At 67.8% G+C, this 18945-nt stretch carries 18 protein-coding genes; 8 read left to right on the top strand and 10 right to left on the bottom strand.

What is annotated here, in order from left to right:
* Positions 1–24: 24 nt before the first annotated feature.
* A complete protein-coding gene (locus tag ACIHAX_RS13925) occupies positions 25–1845 on the bottom strand; it encodes a DUF3556 domain-containing protein (protein WP_379253734.1) in 1821 nt (606 codons plus the stop codon).
* A gap of 100 nt (positions 1846–1945) precedes the next feature.
* Entirely contained in the window at positions 1946–3415 is a 1470-nt protein-coding gene (locus ACIHAX_RS13920) for a class I adenylate-forming enzyme family protein (protein ID WP_397277635.1), read from the bottom strand.
* Positions 3416–3585: 170 nt separating this feature from the next.
* On the opposite strand from ACIHAX_RS13920, the gene ACIHAX_RS13915 reads away from it, so the two are divergent.
* The 4 genes from ACIHAX_RS13915 (at position 3586) to ACIHAX_RS13900 (ending at position 7066) form a co-directional block, all read left to right on the top strand.
* Complete coding sequence (locus tag ACIHAX_RS13915) at positions 3586–4740, top strand: PucR family transcriptional regulator (RefSeq protein WP_397277633.1); 1155 nt, start codon at positions 3586–3588, stop codon at positions 4738–4740.
* Positions 4741–4924: 184 nt separating this feature from the next.
* Positions 4925–5845 (top strand): TIGR04222 domain-containing membrane protein, encoded by a 921-nt coding sequence (locus ACIHAX_RS13910; protein ID WP_397277631.1) that lies wholly within the window; start codon positions 4925–4927, stop codon positions 5843–5845.
* 13 nt (positions 5846–5858) lie between these two features.
* Positions 5859–6713, top strand: a complete 855-nt coding sequence (locus ACIHAX_RS13905) for a DUF692 domain-containing protein (RefSeq protein ID WP_397277748.1) — start codon at positions 5859–5861, stop codon at positions 6711–6713.
* Positions 6710–7066, top strand: coding sequence for a hypothetical protein (locus ACIHAX_RS13900; protein WP_355075388.1), 357 nt, complete (start codon positions 6710–6712; stop codon positions 7064–7066). Before ACIHAX_RS13905 ends, ACIHAX_RS13900 begins: the two co-directional genes overlap by 4 nt.
* 38 nt (positions 7067–7104) lie before the next feature.
* On the opposite strand, the gene ACIHAX_RS13895 is transcribed toward ACIHAX_RS13900, so the two are convergent.
* Complete coding sequence (locus ACIHAX_RS13895) at positions 7105–7257, bottom strand: hypothetical protein (protein WP_355075386.1); 153 nt, start codon at positions 7255–7257, stop codon at positions 7105–7107.
* Positions 7258–7465: 208 nt separating this feature from the next.
* Here ACIHAX_RS13895 and ACIHAX_RS13890 point away from each other — a divergent pair, with 208 nt between their 5' ends.
* Positions 7466–7966: a metallophosphoesterase family protein gene (locus ACIHAX_RS13890; RefSeq protein ID WP_397277629.1), complete on the top strand. Its 501-nt coding sequence runs from the start codon at positions 7466–7468 to the stop codon at positions 7964–7966.
* A gap of 145 nt (positions 7967–8111) precedes the next feature.
* Here the strand turns inward: ACIHAX_RS13890 and ACIHAX_RS13885 are convergent, their stop codons facing one another.
* The 4 genes from ACIHAX_RS13885 to ACIHAX_RS13870 form a co-directional block, all read right to left on the bottom strand.
* Positions 8112–9215, bottom strand: coding sequence for a mechanosensitive ion channel family protein (locus tag ACIHAX_RS13885; RefSeq protein WP_397277627.1), 1104 nt, complete (start codon positions 9213–9215; stop codon positions 8112–8114).
* Positions 9216–9380: 165 nt separating this feature from the next.
* A complete protein-coding gene (locus ACIHAX_RS13880; RefSeq protein ID WP_355075381.1) occupies positions 9381–9527 on the bottom strand; it encodes a hypothetical protein in 147 nt (48 codons plus the stop codon).
* A 160-nt stretch (positions 9528–9687) separates the two neighbouring features.
* On the bottom strand, positions 9688–11145 hold the full coding sequence (locus tag ACIHAX_RS13875) for a lipase maturation factor family protein (protein ID WP_397277625.1): 1458 nt from the start codon (positions 11143–11145) through the stop codon (positions 9688–9690).
* A 75-nt stretch (positions 11146–11220) separates the two neighbouring features.
* Positions 11221–12771 (bottom strand): acyl-CoA carboxylase subunit beta, encoded by a 1551-nt coding sequence (locus tag ACIHAX_RS13870; protein ID WP_355075377.1) that lies wholly within the window; start codon positions 12769–12771, stop codon positions 11221–11223.
* 215 nt (positions 12772–12986) lie between these two features.
* On the opposite strand from ACIHAX_RS13870, the gene ACIHAX_RS13865 reads away from it, so the two are divergent.
* Positions 12987–13325: an MmcQ/YjbR family DNA-binding protein gene (locus ACIHAX_RS13865; RefSeq protein ID WP_355075375.1), complete on the top strand. Its 339-nt coding sequence runs from the start codon at positions 12987–12989 to the stop codon at positions 13323–13325.
* 19 nt (positions 13326–13344) lie between these two features.
* On the opposite strand, the gene ACIHAX_RS13860 is transcribed toward ACIHAX_RS13865, so the two are convergent.
* Together ACIHAX_RS13860 and ACIHAX_RS13855 are read right to left on the bottom strand one after the other, a co-directional pair.
* On the bottom strand, positions 13345–14742 hold the full coding sequence (locus ACIHAX_RS13860) for a hypothetical protein (RefSeq protein WP_397277623.1): 1398 nt from the start codon (positions 14740–14742) through the stop codon (positions 13345–13347).
* 242 nt (positions 14743–14984) lie between these two features.
* Entirely contained in the window at positions 14985–15935 is a 951-nt protein-coding gene (locus ACIHAX_RS13855) for an EamA family transporter (protein ID WP_397277621.1), read from the bottom strand.
* A gap of 647 nt (positions 15936–16582) precedes the next feature.
* On the opposite strand from ACIHAX_RS13855, the gene ACIHAX_RS13850 reads away from it, so the two are divergent.
* Both ACIHAX_RS13850 and ACIHAX_RS13845 read left to right on the top strand, forming a co-directional pair.
* Positions 16583–17350 carry a PP2C family protein-serine/threonine phosphatase gene (locus tag ACIHAX_RS13850; protein ID WP_397277619.1) on the top strand — a complete coding sequence of 256 codons (768 nt, stop codon included), beginning with the start codon at positions 16583–16585 and terminating at the stop codon, positions 17348–17350.
* A gap of 77 nt (positions 17351–17427) precedes the next feature.
* Complete coding sequence (locus tag ACIHAX_RS13845; protein ID WP_355075368.1) at positions 17428–17910, top strand: adenosine-specific kinase; 483 nt, start codon at positions 17428–17430, stop codon at positions 17908–17910.
* A 96-nt stretch (positions 17911–18006) separates the two neighbouring features.
* On the opposite strand, the gene ACIHAX_RS13840 is transcribed toward ACIHAX_RS13845, so the two are convergent.
* Entirely contained in the window at positions 18007–18882 is an 876-nt protein-coding gene (locus tag ACIHAX_RS13840) for an LLM class F420-dependent oxidoreductase (protein WP_355075366.1), read from the bottom strand.
* Positions 18883–18945 lie beyond the last annotated feature (63 nt).

Genomic DNA, 18945 nt, shown 5'->3' with positions numbered 1-18945 from the left:
CTCTCCGTCCCTCGTGGCCGACCGTCAGCCGACCGTCTGCGGCGCGAGCACCCGAGTCGATTCCTCCAGCGGCGTCGGCACGGTGTAGCCCGCGCGCCGCCACGTCACCTCGTGCGGGATCGGGCCGTCGGGCAGCCACGGCTGCGCCTCGACCGCGTCGCGCACTCGCCAGGTGCCGCGTTCGACGACGCCGAGCGCCGCGTCGATGACCTGATACTCCTGGACGCCGCGGTGGATCGGCTGCGATTCCACCCACACCACGATCCATTCTCCCGGAGCGAATCCCACTCGGGACTGCACGGCCTCGATCAGGTCCAGATTGTGCAGGTGACCATCGCCGAAGTTGAACCCGATCAGCGAGTTGCAGCCGAATTCCGCTTCCCGCACGGTCCAGCGATCGATGTCGGGAATGTGGGTGTACAGCAGGGAGAACAGGCCGCGGCCTTGGCTGTGCATCGAGCGCCACGCGATCGTCTGTTGCATGGTGATCTCCGCGACCTCGGGCGGGTAACCCATCGCACGCAGCTGGTCGATCTGGTTCACGGTGGGCCGGTGCGCGATGGTGTTCAGCTTCTCCTCCGCACCGGGCGCGAAGGCCCACAGGGCCGAGGCCCAGTTGCCCGCGTACTGGCGCATCGACGGCAGGAACGACACCAGATCGGGGCGCAGATTACCGAGGATCGGGAAGAACACCAGCGCCGCGACGATCGCCACGGCCAGCCACGGCGAGGAGATGTCGGCCAGACCGTAGCCGCCCCCGTTGGGGAAGCCCAGGAACAGGAAGATGCTCAGGTAGGCGAACAGGACGTTCCACTCCAACGGCACCGCCAGCGGGAACGTCGAGGTGATGAACGCGTGGAAGACCACCATCAGCACCACTCCGGCCAGGGTCAGCCAGTGGTTGGTGGAGAACAGCAACACCAGCGGCGTGACGATCTCGACGGTCGTGCCTCCGACATGGGCCATGAACGAGGCGACCTTCGACGGCCGGATGTCCCTGGGGAAGTCACGGTAGTGCAGCCGCTTGATCCACTTGGCGGGCACGCCCGGGCTGTTGGAGATCATCGGCGGTACCACGTTGGTGAAGTGCTGCCCGAACTTGGACACGCCCGCCCCGATCCACACCGCGCAGATCAGCAACTTGGCGGCGATGATCATGTCGACGAACGGCAGCACCGCGAAGAACACCAATGCGGGCAGGTACTGCTCGCCGCGCGCGGTCAAGAAGATCGTCTTGTCCCGCAAGCCGCACAGTACGTACAGCACGATCGGAGCGACGAGCAGCGCGGGATTCACCAGGCCGGAGGTGTTGTCCGGCAGCGCCGCGCTGAGCGAGGCGCTCGGCACGCCGGGCAGCACGATCGCCGCCAGGAGCGTCCCGAGGAACGCCAGGTACAGCAGCACATCCGCCACCGTGCGGGTGTCACCGCCGGTGAACGGCACCCGTCGCCACGGCCGCAGGCGAATCGAGCCGGGGCGGGCGTAGAACATGATTCCGCCGGTCATCGGCTTGAACTTGCCCGCGAGCGGCCCCCACGACCCGGCGATGCCGAGCGCCTCGATCAAGACGGTCCACAGCACCAGCTTCTGGTAGACGATCGGCTCGTTCCACCAGGCCGCGACATCCCAGAACGGGCCGACGCCGGAACTCCAGGTCGCCACGGCGACGCCGCCCAGCGCCGAGACCAGCAGAACCTTGAGCAGATAGATCGTGTGGATCATCCTCGGCGAGCCGAAACCGAATTCGACCCAATGCAGGGCCAAAGTTCTCATCCGCTCCCGCAACGGCTGATCGAGGAACGTCGTCACGTCGACGGGCGGGAAATCCGCTGTTTTGAATCCCATTGTTCGGACCTTTCTTATCCGATGAATAAAGCGCATGCGAGGACCCGGCCGAATGCGGTTCGGATCATGGGAGTTCCGCTCACCGCCGAGCGGATTGTTTCTATGTGGTGGTGACGATCGCGTCGGCGACCAGCGCGCGGAGCTTTCGTTTGTCGATTTTGCCGACCGGATTCCGTGGCAGCGCTTCGGTGAGTTCGATCGACACCGGAACCTTCGCGCGGGCGAGAGTTCTCCGGCAGTGCTCGACGAGATCCGCGGCATCGACCCGCGCGCCGGGCATCGTCACCACATGCGCGACCGGTACCTCGCCGAGGACCGGATCGGGCGCCCCCACCACCGCGGCTTCCAGAACGGCGGGATGGGCGTGCAGGACGTTCTCGATCTCCTTGGGATAGATGTTCTCGCCACCCCGGATGATCATGTCCTTGATCCGGTCGACCAGCACCAGGTATCCGTCCGGGTCGAAATAGCCGACGTCACCGGTATGCAGCCAGCCGTCGACCACCGTGTGCGCGGTCGCCTCGGGTCGGCCGAGATAGCCTCGCATCACGTTCGCACCCCGGATGACCACTTCCCCGCTCGTCCCGGCGGGCACGACCCGACCGTCGGCATCCATGATCGCCACGGTCTGCCCTGGCAGTGGCCGCCCGACCGTGCCCGGCTTCCGTGGTCCGCCGGGCGGATTCAGCGTCGACGCGCAGGTACCCTCGGACAGTCCGTAGCCTTCGACGATCGGAACACCGAAACGCGTTTCGAACCGCGCGATCAGTTCCGCGGGCATCGGCGCGGCTCCGCAGATCGCACGGCGCAACGACGACGTGTCCGGCGCCGAACTCTCCGGCTGCGCGACGAGCATCGCGTAGATCGCGGGAACGCCCGAAAAATAGGTCGGGCGAACACGTTCCACGATGCCGAAGAACGCCGAAGCCGAGAATCGGCCCGCGATCGTGGCCCGGCCACCGGCGAGCAGCGGCGACAGGACGCTGACCACGATCCCGTTGACGTGGAACAGCGGCAGGATCAGCAAGCTGTGGTCGGTGTCGTTCAATGCCAGTGCCCCGACCAGCATCGCGCACATGGCGGCGATATTGGCGTGGTCGAGCACGACGCCCTTCGGCTGTCCGGTGGTGCCACTGGTGTAGATGATCAGCGCCGCGGCGCTTGGATCCACCGGCGCCGATTCGGGCCCGGCGACCTCGGCGCCCGGTCCGGCCACCTCGGTCACATCCAGCGTCGCACCTTCGCGTCCGCCTTCGGTCACGACCACCTTCGCCCGGCAGTCCTCGACCTGATAACGCACCTCCTCGACGGTCGAATCCGGCTTCACGGGGCTGACCGCGGCACCCAGCCGCCATGCCGCGAAAAGAATGACGACGAATTCGAGTCGATTCGACAATACGACCGCGACGACGTCGCCTTCACGAACGCCATTCGCGTACAGGACGGCTGCGGCCGTACGTACCCGTTTCACGAAAGTCTGATTGTCGAGTTGCTCGCGGTCGTCCGCAATACAGGGGCCGGACGGATTCCAGGTCGCCCTGACCTCCGGAATTTCCACAACGTGCTGCACTTATGTCCTCACCTACTTCGGGGTGACGGGGATTACAATCCAAGTTAGATCGGGTGCGAGAACCCGGCTACGGGCCCGCATCCCAGAGTTTTCGGCGGGCTTTGTGCCGATGGCACAAAAGAAAGCGGAATGCGTCGGAGCCGCCGCGCCGGTTCCGGTACGGTCCCGGCATGAGCGTTGACGTGGACACGACCATCCGCGATGTCGCCGGACGCGTCAAAGCCGATCTGGACCGGCTGACCGCCGAGATGACCGCGATGTTCGCCGAGGTGATCCCGGAATTCCGCCACGACGACGAAGTGCGACGGCTGATGATCGCCAGCACCGCGTCCAACCTCACCGCGATCCTCGACATGCTCATGCTGAGCATCTCGCGCGACGACATCACCGTGCCGCCCGCCGCCGCCGAGTACGCTCGCCGGTTCGCCCAGCACGGGATGTCCCTGGAGGCCCTGCTGCGCGCGTACCGCCTCGGCGAACACATGTTCATGCAGCAGACCATCGCCGCGCTCCGGCGTGCCGAGACACCCGCCGATCTCGCCCTGGCGACCACCAGCCGGGTCGCCGTGCTGGTCAACAGCTACATCGACCAGGTCATCGAAGGTGTCATCGACATCTACGAGAGCGAACGACGCCGCTGGGACGCGCGCTCGGACACCACCCGCGCGGCCCAGATCCGCGCGGTGCTCGACACCGAGAACCTCGACGTGGCCTCCGCGGAGGAGATGTTGTCCGCCTCGCTGCGGGGGTGGCATATGGCCGCCGTCCTCTGGGTGCCCGAACCCGGCGCGGCATCGATCGAACTGCTGCGCGCCGGTACGTCGATGCTCGCCACCGCGACCGGCAAACACCCGCTGACGGTCCTGGTCGATGAGCAGAACTGCTGGGCGTGGATATCGTCGGTCGGCAAACCGTCACTGGATGCCGACCGGCTCGAGCGAGAACTGCGCCGCCGCCCGGGAATTCGCGTCGCGATCGGCGATCCCGGCCCCGGACTGGCCGGGTTCCGGCAGACCTTCCGCGATGCCCAGCGCGCTCGTGGCCTCGCGTTGCTCGCCGACCCCGGTCGTCCGCTGACCGTGCACTCCCGGGTGGCGCTGGCGAGCCTGCTCATCGACCATCTGCCCGACACGAGAGCGTGGGTCCACCGGGTGCTCGGCGATCTCATGCGCGACGACGAGACCACCGCTCGTCTGCGCGAGACGGTGCAGACGTATCTGGAGGCCCGCGGCAGCCTCACCGACGCCGCGGCGCGCATGCACGTCCACAAGAACACCGTCCATTACCGGATACGCAGGGCCGAGGAGGTGCTCGGTCATCGTTGACGGTGAATCGGCTGGAGACCGAGATCGCCCTGATGCTCGCCGAGCAACTCGGCCTCGGCCGCGTGAAGTGAGCCGGGCCGTCGGGTCACGACCGCTGCCGATGCGCGCCACGGCGATTCGCTGTGGCGTGTGAGCCGCGGCGGCCCGATACTTGGAGCAGGTTGGACCGATTCCGAGGTGGGAGATGAAAGTGATCGGGGTGGGCTCGGACGGACTTGTCGCTGCCGGTGATACCTGGGGTATTTCCGGGCCGCAGTTCCTCGCCGTCTATATACCGCTCGTGCTGGTGGCCCTGTTCGTGGGGATCTGGCTGCGATCGCGGGTGACGGGCGCGGATCCGGAAACCGACGCGGTCGCCGCGCCGGGCGCGGAATTGACCTCGCCCGAGCTGGGAATGCTGTACGGCGACCAGAACGCCGTACTCGCGGCGATGGCGCGGTTGCGCGGCGTCGACGCGATCGATTCTGGCGCCGCGCCGGTTCGCGCACTCACCGCGCAGGAGCGTGGGCAGCTGGATCCGTTCACCGTGTCGGTGTACGACCGGCTGGCGGCGGGGCAGCGCAAGACCGTCGGCGCGATCGTCGGCGGGTCGCTCGACGCGCTGCGCACCAGGATGGTTGACCTCGGGTACTTCCCCGGGCCCGACCTGCGCCACGGTCTGCGTGACGCGGGCATGCCGCTTCTCCTCACCGGCGCGCTCGGCGTGGTGCGGATCATCGCGGGCGCTTCGCACGGGAACCCGGTCGGGGTGCTGGTGGTGCTGGTGATCGCGCAGGCGCTCGGCTATTGGTTGGTGGTGCGCAAGCCCCGGCTCACCGCGCTGGGTGTGCGTGCCCGGGACGCCGCGTCGGAGCGCAATCGGTATCTGCGGCCGAGCAATTCGCCTTCCTACGCGACCTATGGCGCCGAGAGCGCGGCACTCGCGGCAGCTGTTTTCGGCATCGGTGCGCTCGTCGCGCTCGATCCCGGACTTGCCCAGGCAGTCGCGCCGCCGAGCGCGTCGGGCGGTGGGGACGGCGGGGGCGACAGTGGCGGGGACAGTGGCGGGGACGGAGGCGGATGTGGCGGCGGCTGTGGCGGCGGCTGCGGCGGTTGCGGTGGATGAGCGCCCCGGCCCGCTGCCACCGGACGCGCTCGGTATCGGCTGGCGACCCGAGATCTGCGGGGTGATAGCCGCCTTGGCGGGGCTCGGATTCTGCGAGGTCATCGCGGAGTCGTTACCCCGGGACCCCCGCCACGCCGGGCAGCTCGCCGTCCCCGAGGAACTGGCCGCTCTGCGGACGCGCGGCGTCTCCGTGGTGCCGCACGGCATCTCGCTGTCGCTCGGCGGCGCGGAGCCGGTCGCGGGCCATCGCGTCGAGCATTTGGCGGCCTGCGCGGCGGCGGTGGCGGCTCCGCTGGTGAGCGAGCACATCGCTTTCGTACGCGCGGGCGGCCTGGAGGCAGGTCACCTGCTACCGGTACCGCGGACCCGCGAAGCGCTGGACGCACTCACCCGCAATATCGCCCGAACCCAGGCGGCGCTCGACGTCCCGCTCGCGGTTGAGAACATCGCGACGCTGTTCGACTGGCCCGACGACGAATACACCGAAGCGGAATTCCTGTCCGAACTCGTCGAACGCACCGGGGTATGGCTGCTGCTCGATCTCGCGAACGTCTACGCGAACGCCCGCAACCGCGGTCGCGACCCGCTCGCCGAGCTCCTTCGCCTGCCCGCCGAACACGTGGCGTATTGCCACGTCGCGGGCGGTCACGAATCCGGCGGCCGCTATCACGACACCCACACCGACCCGGTTCCCGGCGAAGTTCTCGCGCTCGTGGCGGAATACACCGCGCATCGTCCGGCGCCGATCATGCTGGAGCGCGACGGCAACTATCCGCTCGCGGCCGAATTGCTCGATGAACTGGACGCCATCGCGGCCGCCGTCGACCGCCCGCCGATCACCGCGGGCGCCAGGGCGGTACTGGCGTGAGCGCCGCGTCCCGACCGGCGCGGCCGCCTGACGACGCGACGCTGGCCCAGCGGCAAGCAGCGCTGGTGCGTGCGCTCGTCGCGGGAGCCACGGTGCCGCCCGGATTCGATGCCGAGGCCGTCGGCGCCGCGGCGGAGGCGCTGTTGCGCAAGCGCGCCGGCGAGGTGGCACGCCGTTTCCCGCTGCTGGTGCACGCGTGCGAGGGTGACTTCACCGCCCGTTTCACGGCATGGGCACGGAATCACCCGAAGACGACCACCTCCGCCGACGCCGCCGCCTTCGCGACCGCCACCGGTCTCGACTGGAGGGCCGCACCTCGCCGCCGGGGGGTAACGCGCTGGTTGCGCCGGTGACGCGCATAGGCCGGCCCTGATTTCGGACCGGCCGCGGCCTACGAGCGGCGCGCTTCGACCCGAACCGCGGGGTCGGCGGCGTCGCGACGCTCCTCGAGCCACACACTGATCGCCACCGTCACATACGCAGCGACGGTCGCCATCCCCGGCAGCATCAGCATGAGCATGAGAAACGAAAGCATCGAAGACACAAGCCCTCCCGGACAACGCGATGGAAACTGTCGCACCGGTGCGCTGTACTGCGTCACCGTCACGCCCGGCATACCCACGACCGGAGGTCCAATCTCGACCGGGCAGCCCGAGGGGGTGTGATAGATATCACACAAGCAATCTGCCATGTCGTCTGCCCCATGACCGGGACAATCGGCGCTCCGCCGCAACCGTGGTAGACCGGTCACCATGCGGTTGCTCATCATCTCCGATACGCACGTGCCCAAGCGTGCGCGGGATCTGCCGGAGTTGCTCTGGCGCGAGGTCGACGCCGCCGACGTGGTCGTACACGCGGGCGACTGGGTGGAGGCCGCCTTGCTGGACCGCCTGGAGGCACGTAGCGCGCGCCTCGTCGGTGTCTACGGCAACAATGACGGTCCGGAGCTGCGTACGCGGCTGCCCGAGGTCGCCCGCGCCGAACTCGACGGACTCCGGCTGGCGGTGGTGCACGAAACCGGACCCGCGAAGGGCCGGGAGGAACGCTGCGCCCGGGACTTCCCGGATACCGACGTACTCGTCTTCGGCCACAGCCACATTCCGTGGGACAGCGTCGCGGACAGCGGGTTGCGCTTGCTCAATCCCGGCTCGCCCACCGACCGCCGCCGCCAACCGGAACACACCTATCTCACCGCGCGGATACAGTCCGGGCGGCTGAGCGGGGTAACGCTGCACACCGTTCCGAACCGCTGACCTCTCGGCGCACCGCACTCCGAACGCCGGCTTCCCACGGTGCGCACTCGCCTCAGCGCCTGGTCGCGGTCAGCACTTCCAGGGTCACCGGTTCGATGAAACATCCGCCCGGGTCGATCGCCAGCAACGTGTCGGTGACGGTAGCTCAGTCGCCGCGGTCGCCCGCCAGCGCCAGATGACGATCGGTGGCGGTCTCGGTGATCGCGGTGGAGATCTTGGGCAGGGCGTAGGGGTGGTTGCGGCCGAGCCAGTCGAGCATTTCCTCACGGACCGCGCAGCGCAGGTTCCACACGTCGTCGGCGTCGGCGGCCGACATCGTCGCGCGCACCACGATGTTCGTCGGCGTGCTGTCGGTGACCTGCAGACCCCAGGCGCGACCGTCCCAATCCGCGCGCGTTCGCAGATACTCCTGCAAGTGCTCACGCAAAAGCGGCACCGGTGTGCTGTGGTCCAGGTACAGGAAAACCGTACCGGTGATCTGCGGCCCGCCACGCGACCAGTTCTCGTACGGCTTGTTGTTGAAGTAGGAGACCGGCATGGTCAGTCTGCGGTCGTCCCAGATCCGGACGGTGAGGAATGCGAGGGTGATCTCCTCTACGATGCCCCACTCTCCCTCCACCACAACGGTGTCCCCGATCTTGACCGAGTCCCCGAACGCGATCTGCAATCCGGCGATCAGGTTGCTCAGTGTCGACTGGGCGGCGACACCGGCGATGATGCCGATCACCCCCGCCGAGGCCAGCAGCGAGGTGCCCAGGGTCCGCAGGCTCGGCACCAGCAGCAGGATCACGACGGCGGCGGTCGTGACCACCAGGACCGAGGTGACGATCCGGCGCACCAGGCCGAGCTGGGTGCGCAGTTGCCGAACCCGCATGATGTCCTGGGTGCGCCGGGCATACGAGCGCAGCGTGTTCTCCGCGACCGCGTCGGCGGCACGGATGACGCCCCATGCCGCTGCCATGATCGCCGCCGTCGCCAGGACGGTCCTGATCATCTCGTCTTGGCGCAAATCCAGGTGGGCCAACGGGTAGGTGGCATGCAAGGCCATCGCGCCGAGCAACACCTGCACAGGCAATTGCACCCGGCGCAATAGAGTGGGAAGTTGGTTGCCCGGGCGTCTACGGGCGCTGTAACGCAGTAAGCGATCGAACAGCAGACCGGCCGTCACGGTGATGGCCACCGTACCGAGAAGCACGATGAGCGGCCGTAGTATTTCCTCCAACGGATCGAACTCCTTCTCCTCGTCCACTCACCCTGCCGCGGTGCAGAACTTTTCGCCGCATCGGTAGCGCACCGCCAGTATTCTCGAGCGCACGATGCCGCTCAGCTCCCGCGTAGGTGAGTGCAATGCTGAGCTTCCTGCTCCAGCGAAGCGGGCCTTCAGCTGGTCCCCGCTCTTCGCCGGGTGGCGTTCCTACAGGAGCGCCAGCGCGAGGCTCAGCACCGTCAACACCAAAACCCATGCCGCGATGGTCCATTCGACGGGCAGCTCCGTGCCGGGATAGCCGCTGCCGCCGCGTCGGGCGGCGCGATACTGCGAGCGCGAGGCCGAGATGGACATGACATCCTCCTTCGGTCGATTGCGTCATTCGGGCGCATACCCGGTTTCTCCGTCGATCGTCGCCACGCCCGTTGTGGCGAATGCCACCCCCGGCCTGTGCTTCGAGCGCAAGCCGTTGTCCGGCATGGATTCTCGGCCCGCGGTGGAGCCGACCAACGCGTCATTGCCGACCGGAACGGCTGCGGTAATGCAGGTCATCCAGTGAGAGGGGCGGAACGTATCGGGTCACCAGCGTGCGGTCCCACCACGCTCGGGTGCGAGCCAATTCGCGAGGTGTGGTGAAGCGGTAGAGATACAGTTGCGCCCGGACGAAGCGCGGTGCGGCCTGCGGGAACGGATTGTTCCGTAGCAGTCGCAGCGTGGCCGCGTCGTTTTCCAGCAGTCGTGTCAAGAAGGGGCCCAGCCACGACTGCGCGTAACGCGGTGAGGCGGCGGCGAACCACATGAGCCAGTCCAGCCGCAGATGGTACGGGGCCCATTGGCGCGGGAGCCGGCGCGGATCACCGGGCTTGCCCTTGAACTCGTATTCCTTCCACCGCGTCCGGTCGGTGACGGCCGGCTCGTCGGTGCCTTCCACGACCACCTCGTAACGGGTGCGGCCGATACTGCCGAACGCTCCGTAGGTGTTGACCAAATGATAGGGGTCGAACGACCGGTTCATGGCCTGATGACTCGAGATCAGATTGCGGGCGGGACGGTAACTCAGGAAGACCACCGACGCAGCGAACGCGATGACCAGGCCGGTGAACCACGCCGGCGGTCCCGGCAGCGACGGCGCTGCGGGCACCGGGAGCACCGCCGAGGCCGCGGACCCACTCACGGCGCTGCACGCGAGAACGATCGTCAGCCAGTTCAGCCAGGCGAAATTGCCCGACAGCACCAGCCACAGCTGGGTGACGACGACGACGGCCGCGGCGATACTCGCCACCGGCTGCGGCGCGAACAACCCGAAGGGCACGACGAGCTGCGCGAAGTGGTTGCCCAGTACCTCCGCCCGGTGCAGCGGCTTGGGCAAATGGTGGAAGAACCAGCTCAGCGGCCCCGGCATCGGCTGCGTCTCGTGGTGGTAATACAGGCAGGTCAGATCGCGCCAGCACCGGTCACCGCGCAGTTTGATCAGTCCGGCGCCGAACTCCACCCGGAACAGCAACCAGCGGGCGAGCCACAGCACCAGCACCGGCGGCGCGGTGCGGTCGTTGCCGAGGAAGATCACCAGGAACCCGCATTCCAGCAGTAGTGACTCCCACCCGAACGCGTACCAGTCCTGCCCCACGTTGACGATCGACAGGTAGAGCACCCACAACAGCGCCCACATCAGCATCGCTGCCCATAGCGGCACCAGATCGGCGGCGCCGGCCACCATCGCCGCGGCCAACGCCGCACCGAACCACGACACGACGGCGAAGAACCGGTCGGAATAGTGGACATGGAAAATGCTCGGCGTGCGCCGGAAGGAGCGCCGGGCCAGCCAGCGCGGCACGGGCAGCATGCCGTGCTCCCCGATCAGCGCCCGGAATTGGCGGGCGGCGACCACGAAGCCGATCAGATAGACGGCTGCGACACCGCGAGTCAGCAGCTGCCTGCTCAACCAATATTCGGATGCGGTGAACCAGTCCATGCCCGCAACTCCTCCGACCGCGGACCTTCGTTCCCATCCGGGCGCATACCCGGCCCGGCGGCAGGGAAACCGCTACTACATCGGGTACAGGCTGTGCTTGCGCGGGTTGTGTTCGGCAGCCGCCTCTTTGTCCCGCAGGAGCTGCAGCGCGTGCCGTATTTCCAGCCGGGTACGGGAAGGTTCGATGACGGCGTCGATGTATCCGCGTTCCGCCGCGATCCACGGCGTCGCCACGGTAGCGTTGTACTGGTCGATCATGAACTCTCGTACGGCTGCGCGCTGCTCCTCCGGCACCTGTGACAGCTGACGCCTGCCCGCGATGTCGACCGCGCTCTCGGCACCGATCACCGCGATGCGGGCGGTGGGCCAGGCGAGGCTGATGTCGGCGCCGAGTTGCTTGCACGCCATGAAGCCGTACGCGCCGCCGTAGGACTTGCGCACCACCACGTTGATGATGGGCACGGTCGCCTCGATGATCGCGCGGAACACGCGACCGCCGCGGACGATGACACCGTTGCGCTCCTCCTCCACGCCGGGGAGCACGCCGGGAGTGTCGACCACGAACACCAGGGGAATGCCGAAGGCATTGCACAGCCTGATGAAATGCGTTGCCTTGTCAGAGCATTTCGCGTCGACCGCGCCGCCGAGAACCAGCGGCTGGTTGGCGACGACACCCACGCTGCGGCCGTCCACGCGCGTGAAGCCGGTGATCAGATTCGCCGCGGTGGCCGAACGGATCTCGTGGAAATCGCCGTCGTCGAAGATGCGCAGCAGGATCTCGTGCATGTCGTATCCCTCGCGGTCGGAGTCCGGGATGATCGACTCGAGCTCGAGATCGGTGGCGGTGATCTCGGGTTCCAGACCCGGGTTCACGATCGGCGCCTGCTCCAAGCAGCTCGACGGCAGGTAACTCAGGTATTTGCGGGCCCAGTCGAACGCCTCCTGCTCGGTGGCGGTCACGTGATGGATCGTGCCGTTGCGCGCCTGCACGTGGGCGCCGCCCAACTCCTCCGCGGTCACGTCCTCGCCGGTCACCGTCTTGATCACCTCGGGTCCGGTGACGAACATGTAGGAGTTCTCGGTAGCGACGAGCACGTCGGTGTTCACCGGGCCGTACACCGAACCGGCGGCGCACTTGCCGAGCATGATGGAGACCTGCGGAACGAACCCGGACAGCCGTTCCTGGCGTCGGCTCATGTGCGCGAACCAGGCCAGCGAAGTCACCGCGTCCTGGATCCGGGCGCCACCGGAATCGTTGATCGCCACCACCGGGCACGCCTTCTCGAAGGCGAACTTCAGGATGTGGGCGACCTTCCGGCCGAACATCTCGCCGACCGAGCCGCCGTAGACCGTCTGGTCGTGCGCGATGACCACGACCGGCCGCCCGTCGATGCGACCGTGCCCGGTGACCACTCCGTCGCCGTACTTCGCGTCCGGCGCTCCCGGCGTGCGCGCGAGTGCGCCGATCTCGACGAACGTTCCCGGGTCGAGCAGCGATCGCACCCGCTCGCGGGCGCTGGGGATGCCTTTGTTCTGTCGTTTCGCGATGCCGGACGCACCGGCAGGCTCCTCGGCGATCGCGAGGGTGCCCCGCAACTGCTCCAACTTCTCGCGCGTGCCGACCATCCGAAACTGCCTCTCGACCTCACTGGCTGTTGCGCAGACGATAGGGGGCTGGACGGCGAACGCCGTGGCGCCGAGTCGATTACTGGGTAGCTCACAACGCGCGGACGGCCGCGTTGGCACGGTGCCCTATGGATCGGCCCGGCATCGCGTGGGCGATCTCCGCCGTGATCCGACCGGGTCCGAGACTTCCCTTGCGAGCTGGCAGGATTCGGTGCATGAGTTTCACCGGGGACGATGTCCGGGCCTTCGCGCTGTCGCTACCGGAGACATCCGAACAATTCACCTGGGGGATGCCGACCTTCCGGGTCGCGGGCAAGCTGTTCCTCACCCTTCCCGAGTCCGAGACCTCGATGGCGGTCCGCTGCCCCATCGCCGACCGCGACGAACTCGTCGTCGCCGAACCGGACAAGTTCTGGATCGCCGCGCACGAAGCAGGCAACGCCTGGGTCCGTGCGCGGCTGACCGCCCTCGACGACCGGGAGGAACTCGAAGCCATCGTGCACGACTCGTGGCGGCAGGCCGCACCACGGCATCTGCTCGACGACGCCGGGTGACCTGCTCGACGCCCCGGCGTCAGCGTGCGCGGCGGCGGCGTGGCCGTGGCGCGAGTTTCAGACCGAAGAGCAGATCGGTATTGCGGACCGGTGTCGATTGTTCCGACTTCCGGAGCAGTCCCGCTTCGCGGATCCAGCTGTGATGCCAGTGGTACAGATCCGGCAGCGTCACCTCGCACGCCGCGGCGAGCCTGCGGAGGCGGAAACCCGCTCCGCCGATGGCGCCGGCGAACAGCTTGGTGTTCGGTGTGGGGCGTGATTCCTGGTGGACGCGGGCTTCGTACAGCAGAGGCCGCGCCGACGGCGGAATCACCCACACGTACAGGTCCGGAGCGTGGGTGTAACCGATCGGGCCGTTGAAGATCAGCGCGTCCGCGGCGAGCGCGACGCAGGGGATCGCGTTGAGTTCCATCGCGGTGGCGCCGGTGAAGAGCGCGGTGACGATCGCCGCCGCGTCCACCGGATCGGCGGTCCTGGCCCGGACCCGGGCGACCAGGTCGTCATCGATCGGGACCGTCGTCAGCCCCGGCCCGACCGAGTAGGCCAGGTCCGGCGGCAGATCCAGGCGCATCCCGTGCAGCAGGAACGCCGCTTGGGCGCCGCGCAGGCGCGTGATCGTGTGCCCGCGGCTGGGGCTGTCGGCGACGAGGCCGCCGAGGAATCGGTACAGGCTCAGAATGTCGTTCCACTCGTCCACCAAACCGGCGCCCTGCTGGAAGCGGTCCGGCACGCTGAGGCGAGGTTGCAGCACCGAGAGCATGTATTCGGCCAGGCCTGCCCCGCGCGGCCCCAGCCAGCTGCCGACGCCGTTCTGGTTCAGGTCGTGCCTGCACGATCGCCCGGTGTGTTCGGCCAGCCACCGGCAGGCCAGCTGGATCCCGTCGGCGTAGACGGCGTCGATGCGCGCGAATTCTTCCGGTGGCAGGCTCCGGTAGGCATCGGCCCGGAAAGTGGTGACGTCCCCGTCGGAGATCTGCGGCAGCAGCCCGCCTCCGGCCGCTTCGGGAAGCGTGATGATGCGGGACTGCCGGTGGTTGATCTCGCCGTACCCCACGTGCCTGGTCGGTGGCTCAGGGCCATCGATCCGGGTGGTCGGCGGATCAGGGACATCTATGCGCGTGGTCGGCGGGTCGGGAACCTCGACGCGTGTGGTGGTCGGGTCGGATACATCGACGTGGGCGGTCGGCGGGTCGGGAACCTCGACGTGGGCGGGCGGCCGCTCGGGGACATCGATGCGTCTGGTGGGCGCGGACGCACTGCGGCGGTCCTCCAGCCACCGCCACAGGTCCTCCTCCGGCACGCCCATCCGCTGCGAGCTCGATCGCACCTGGTCGGCGGAGAGTTCGTTGTGTTCGTCGAGCTGAGCCAACCTCTCCAGCTCGGACGGACGCAGCGTGGGCACGCTTGCGTCGGCCACAGCCACAACCTCCCGGATTACTGAACCGGTGCATCACACGGGTTCGCGACATCAGTTGCAGAGCATTCGATCACGTACCCGCCGGTAAGGCGGGGAATTCAACCGAGTTTCGGATGTTGTCTACGTCACCGACAACTTCTCCCTCTAGCGAAATCGTCGCGTGCGGAATGCATTCTGCCTAGTCATCATGTCTGTCGGCAGCCGCGACGGAAATACGTGAGCGCTGCCGACATCCGGAAAACCTAGGTGGTTTTGTCTACAGCGCTGGACACCGCCATTTCGGCATACGCCCGATCGCCGACGGCGTCGGCACGGGAACCGCGCGCCACTCCCACGCACGCCACGACCACCAGGCCGATACCCGACCACTGCGCCGCCCGCATCTGCTCGCCGAGCAACAGCAGCCCGACGCCCGCGGCCACCACGGGTTCCAAACTCATCATGACGCCGAACACCGCGGGCGTGATCCGGCGCAAGGCCGCCATCTCGATGGCATGCGGCAGCAGCGACGAGAGCACGGCCAACGCCGCCGCGGCCGCCAGGAACACCGGATCCGTCAGCGCCACAGCGTCATTCGCGACCACCACCGGCACGGCGAGCAGTCCGCCGAGGCCCATGGCCAACGCCAGTCCGTCGTGTCCGGCGGTGTGCCTGCCCACCACGGCGCCGCACGTGATGTAAGCGCCCCATCCCGCACCGGCTGCCGCCGCGAACAGCACCCCGCTCCACGAGACCGGCCCTTCGCTGTCGACCAGCAGCAGAACGCCCGCTCCGGCGAGCGTCACCCACAGCGCGTCGCGGGTGCGCCGCGACCCGATCATGGCGACGGCGAGCGGACCGATGAAGTCGATCGTCACCGCCATGCCCAGCGGGATGCGGTCCAGGGCCGCATAGAAGCACAGGTTCATGCCCGCGATGGCCACGCCGAGCCCGGCGACCGGCAGCAGGGCCCTGCGCTCGAGCCGCGGCGACGGCCGCCACAGCAGCACGGCGAACACGCCCGCGAGCATGATCCGGCCGCACGCGACCGTTACCGGCGACGCGAGTGTGAACAGGTGCTTGGCGATGACCGCGCCGAGCTGGATGCTGACCATCGCGGCGACCACGAGCACCGGGGTGGGCACGCCTCCGCGCGGCGGGATCAGCCGCGGCGCGAATCGTAGGGAGGCGTCCTCGGCGGGACTGATGACCACGTAGTACTCCGTTCCTGAACACGCCTGTACCCGGGGCGGCGCGCGTTGTCGGACGCCGGCGGATCCGCTGCACGGCCCGACTCGGCGCGTCGATTGATCTGTGGCAGAGCGGTTGTCGGCTGCGTCAGCGCCGAACAGACGTGGACACGCACCGGTCGGGCACCCGCGCTGGGACGTAACGAGCCGACGGCTCCGAATTTGCGGTCGCCACAGATATCCGTCGAATTGTGCGGCGAGAGCCGAACAAATCGGACAAACGTGACCGGCTTCGGTGATTTGCGCGCTGCGCGCACCCCTGCTTCACAGCGGAGAACGTAAATGCGCCGAGCAACGAACAGTGAGCCGATCGATTGCCGGAATCCAGAAACAATGTTGCGAAATGCGTCCCGCGCTGTGGACTGCGGCACAAGGTACAGCGGTGATCGATCAATGCGCCCTTCGTCCGCCCGCCGGCGGCAGCACGCGACAGCGTCTGCTCCGGCCGGAAGGCGGGCAGCGCCACCGGCCGGGACGCCCGTCGTGACCTGATCGAGAGCGAATTCTCAGCGTTCACACAACGGACTCTCGCCAAGTCCAAATACTGATGCGGTGTCCTTGAAGGGTGCTGGTCGGCAGCACTCAGAGCCCAGCTACGAGGAGACCAGTTCGTGTTTACCGGTACCACCGCGAGCATGCCGCGGATCCAGACACCGCGGCTGGGCGGAACGACCGGCGCTTCGGCCAGTCGGCGCGCGTCACGGTCGATCAACGCCGACGCGGTGGCGATCGAGACCGACGCCGTGACCGGAGCGACGGCGTACGTCGTCGCCGACGGCGTCGGAGATCATCTGCTCGGAGCCCGCGCGGCACGCACGGTCGCCGCCGCGGCGGCGCGCTCCGCCGCCGCCGACGGAGCGCGCGCGGGAATTCTCGCGGCCCAGGAGGAACTCCTGCGCGAGGTCCCGGAGCCTTCGGCCGACAGCGTGCTCGTGGTCGCGGTGCTTCCGGCCGCCGATCAACCCGATGGCCCCTGCGAGGTGGCGTGGGTCGGCGACTGTCGCGCGTATCGGTGGAACGGGCGAGTGTTGCACCAGATCACGACGGACCACACCGTAGCCGAGGTGTACCGCACCCGCGGGCTCGCCTCCACCCCGCGAATGGATCATCTGGTCACCACCTCGGCGCGCACCGTGCGGCCGGACGCGATCGGATACGCCGCCACCGGCTCGAGCACGGGCAGACTGCTGCTGAGCACCGACGGCGTACACAAGCCACTCGGCATAGCCGCGGTCAAAGCCATCCTCGCGCGGGGCGACGCGGCTCCCACGATCGCGAACACTTTGGTGGATGCCGCCCTCCTGGCCGGTGGAAGGGACAACGCCACCGCACTGGTCGTGGACCTGCCTTTCCGGCCGGGGGGCACCCACGGTGGGTGATTCCGGGACCGTTCGCGACGCGCGGAACAAATGTCGAAATGCTATGAATCGACGTCGTCGGGGCGCAGTATGTCGCTGTGGAGCTGACAGCCGTGCGCATCGACAAACCGGATGATCTCAACGTCGTCATCGGACAGTCCCATTTCATCAAGACCGTCGAAGACCTGCACGAGGCGCTGGTCGGAGTCGGTCCGCACCTGCGCTTCGGGCTGGCGTTCTGCGAGGCCTCCGGACCGCGCCTGGTCCGCCGCTCCGGCAACGACGACGCACTCGTCGAGCTCGCCACCAAGAACGCGGTCGACATCGGTGCGGGACACTCGTTCATCGTCTTTCTCCGCGAGGGCTACCCCGTCAACGTGCTTAACGCCGTGCAGCAGGTCCCGGAGGTCTGCGGAATCTACTGCGCCACAGCCAATCCCGTCGAGGTTCTGATCGCGGAAACCGAACTCGGCAGAGGAATCATCGGAGTGATCGACGGTTCGCCGCCGCTCGGCGTGGAAGATGCCGACGACCAGGCGGCCCGGAAGCAGCTGTTGCGTCAGATCGGCTACAAACTGTAGGACCGCTGCCCCGCCGGTTCGTACGGCGCGCACCGATGGTCGGCGCACCGGCTGGGCCCGGAATCCCGCAAGCGATCCGGGCCCGCGCCGGATACCTCAGCCGAGTTCCGCCAGTTGCGGGACGGCAGGCGCCATGCCGTCGATCCATGCCGCCGGTGAGCCTGTGGTCGGAGTGACGATGGCCGTCTCGATGCCGAGTTCGGCGTAGTCGGCCATCTGCCGGACGAATTCGTCGCGGTTTTCCGGGCTCGGCCGCGGGTTGTTGGCGATGATCGTCTTACGGATCTCGTCATAGTCGCGGCCGACGTCATCACAATGCCTGCGCAGCACGTCGAGTTTGTGCTCGACGTCCCCGGGCGAGGAGCCGAACAGATTGCAGGCGTCGCCGTACTGCGCGACCAACCGCAGCGTCTTGCGCTCTCCCCCGCCGCCGACGAGCACCTTCGGCCGGTTGATGGGCTGCGGCGAGCACAGCGTCTCGGCCAGCTGGTAGTACTTCCCGTCGAACGGCCCGTTGTCCTGCGGGTCCCACATCTGGCGGCAGATGCGCAGCGTCTCCTCCAGCCGCTCGAACCGTTCGGCGGTCGGCGGGTACGGCACACCGAGCCCGCGGTGCTCGCGCTCGAACCACGCGGCGCCGATCCCGAGGACCGCCCGGCCGCCCGAGAGGACGTCGAGGGTGGTGACGATCTTGGCGAGCAGACCGGGGTGACGGTAGGTCACGCCGGTGACGAGCAGTCCGAGGTCGATGCGCGAAGTGTGCGCGGCCAGATAGCCGAGGGTCGTGTACCCCTCCAGCATGTTCGCCTCCGCGGGCAGGCCGGTCGGCTCTATCTGGAAGTAGTGGTCCATGAACGACAGCCACGTCGCGCCGGATTCTTCCGCCGCCGCGCCCACCCTTGCCAGCTCACCGGCGATGGCGGTGGTGCCACCGTCGATATCGAAGATTGGTATGTGAAAACCGAGCTCCATGAAGTGATCCCTTCTGCTGGACAACCCTGTATGAGCGCACCCTAAGCGCTGGAGTGCGCTCCA

Origin of the sequence: Nocardia sp. NPDC051929 (genome assembly GCF_044548645.1) — a bacterium.
Lineage (GTDB): Bacteria > Actinomycetota > Actinomycetes > Mycobacteriales > Mycobacteriaceae > Nocardia > Nocardia sichangensis.
Note: the sequence above shows the minus strand (reverse complement) of the source record. Positions and strands in the feature narration are given on the sequence as shown.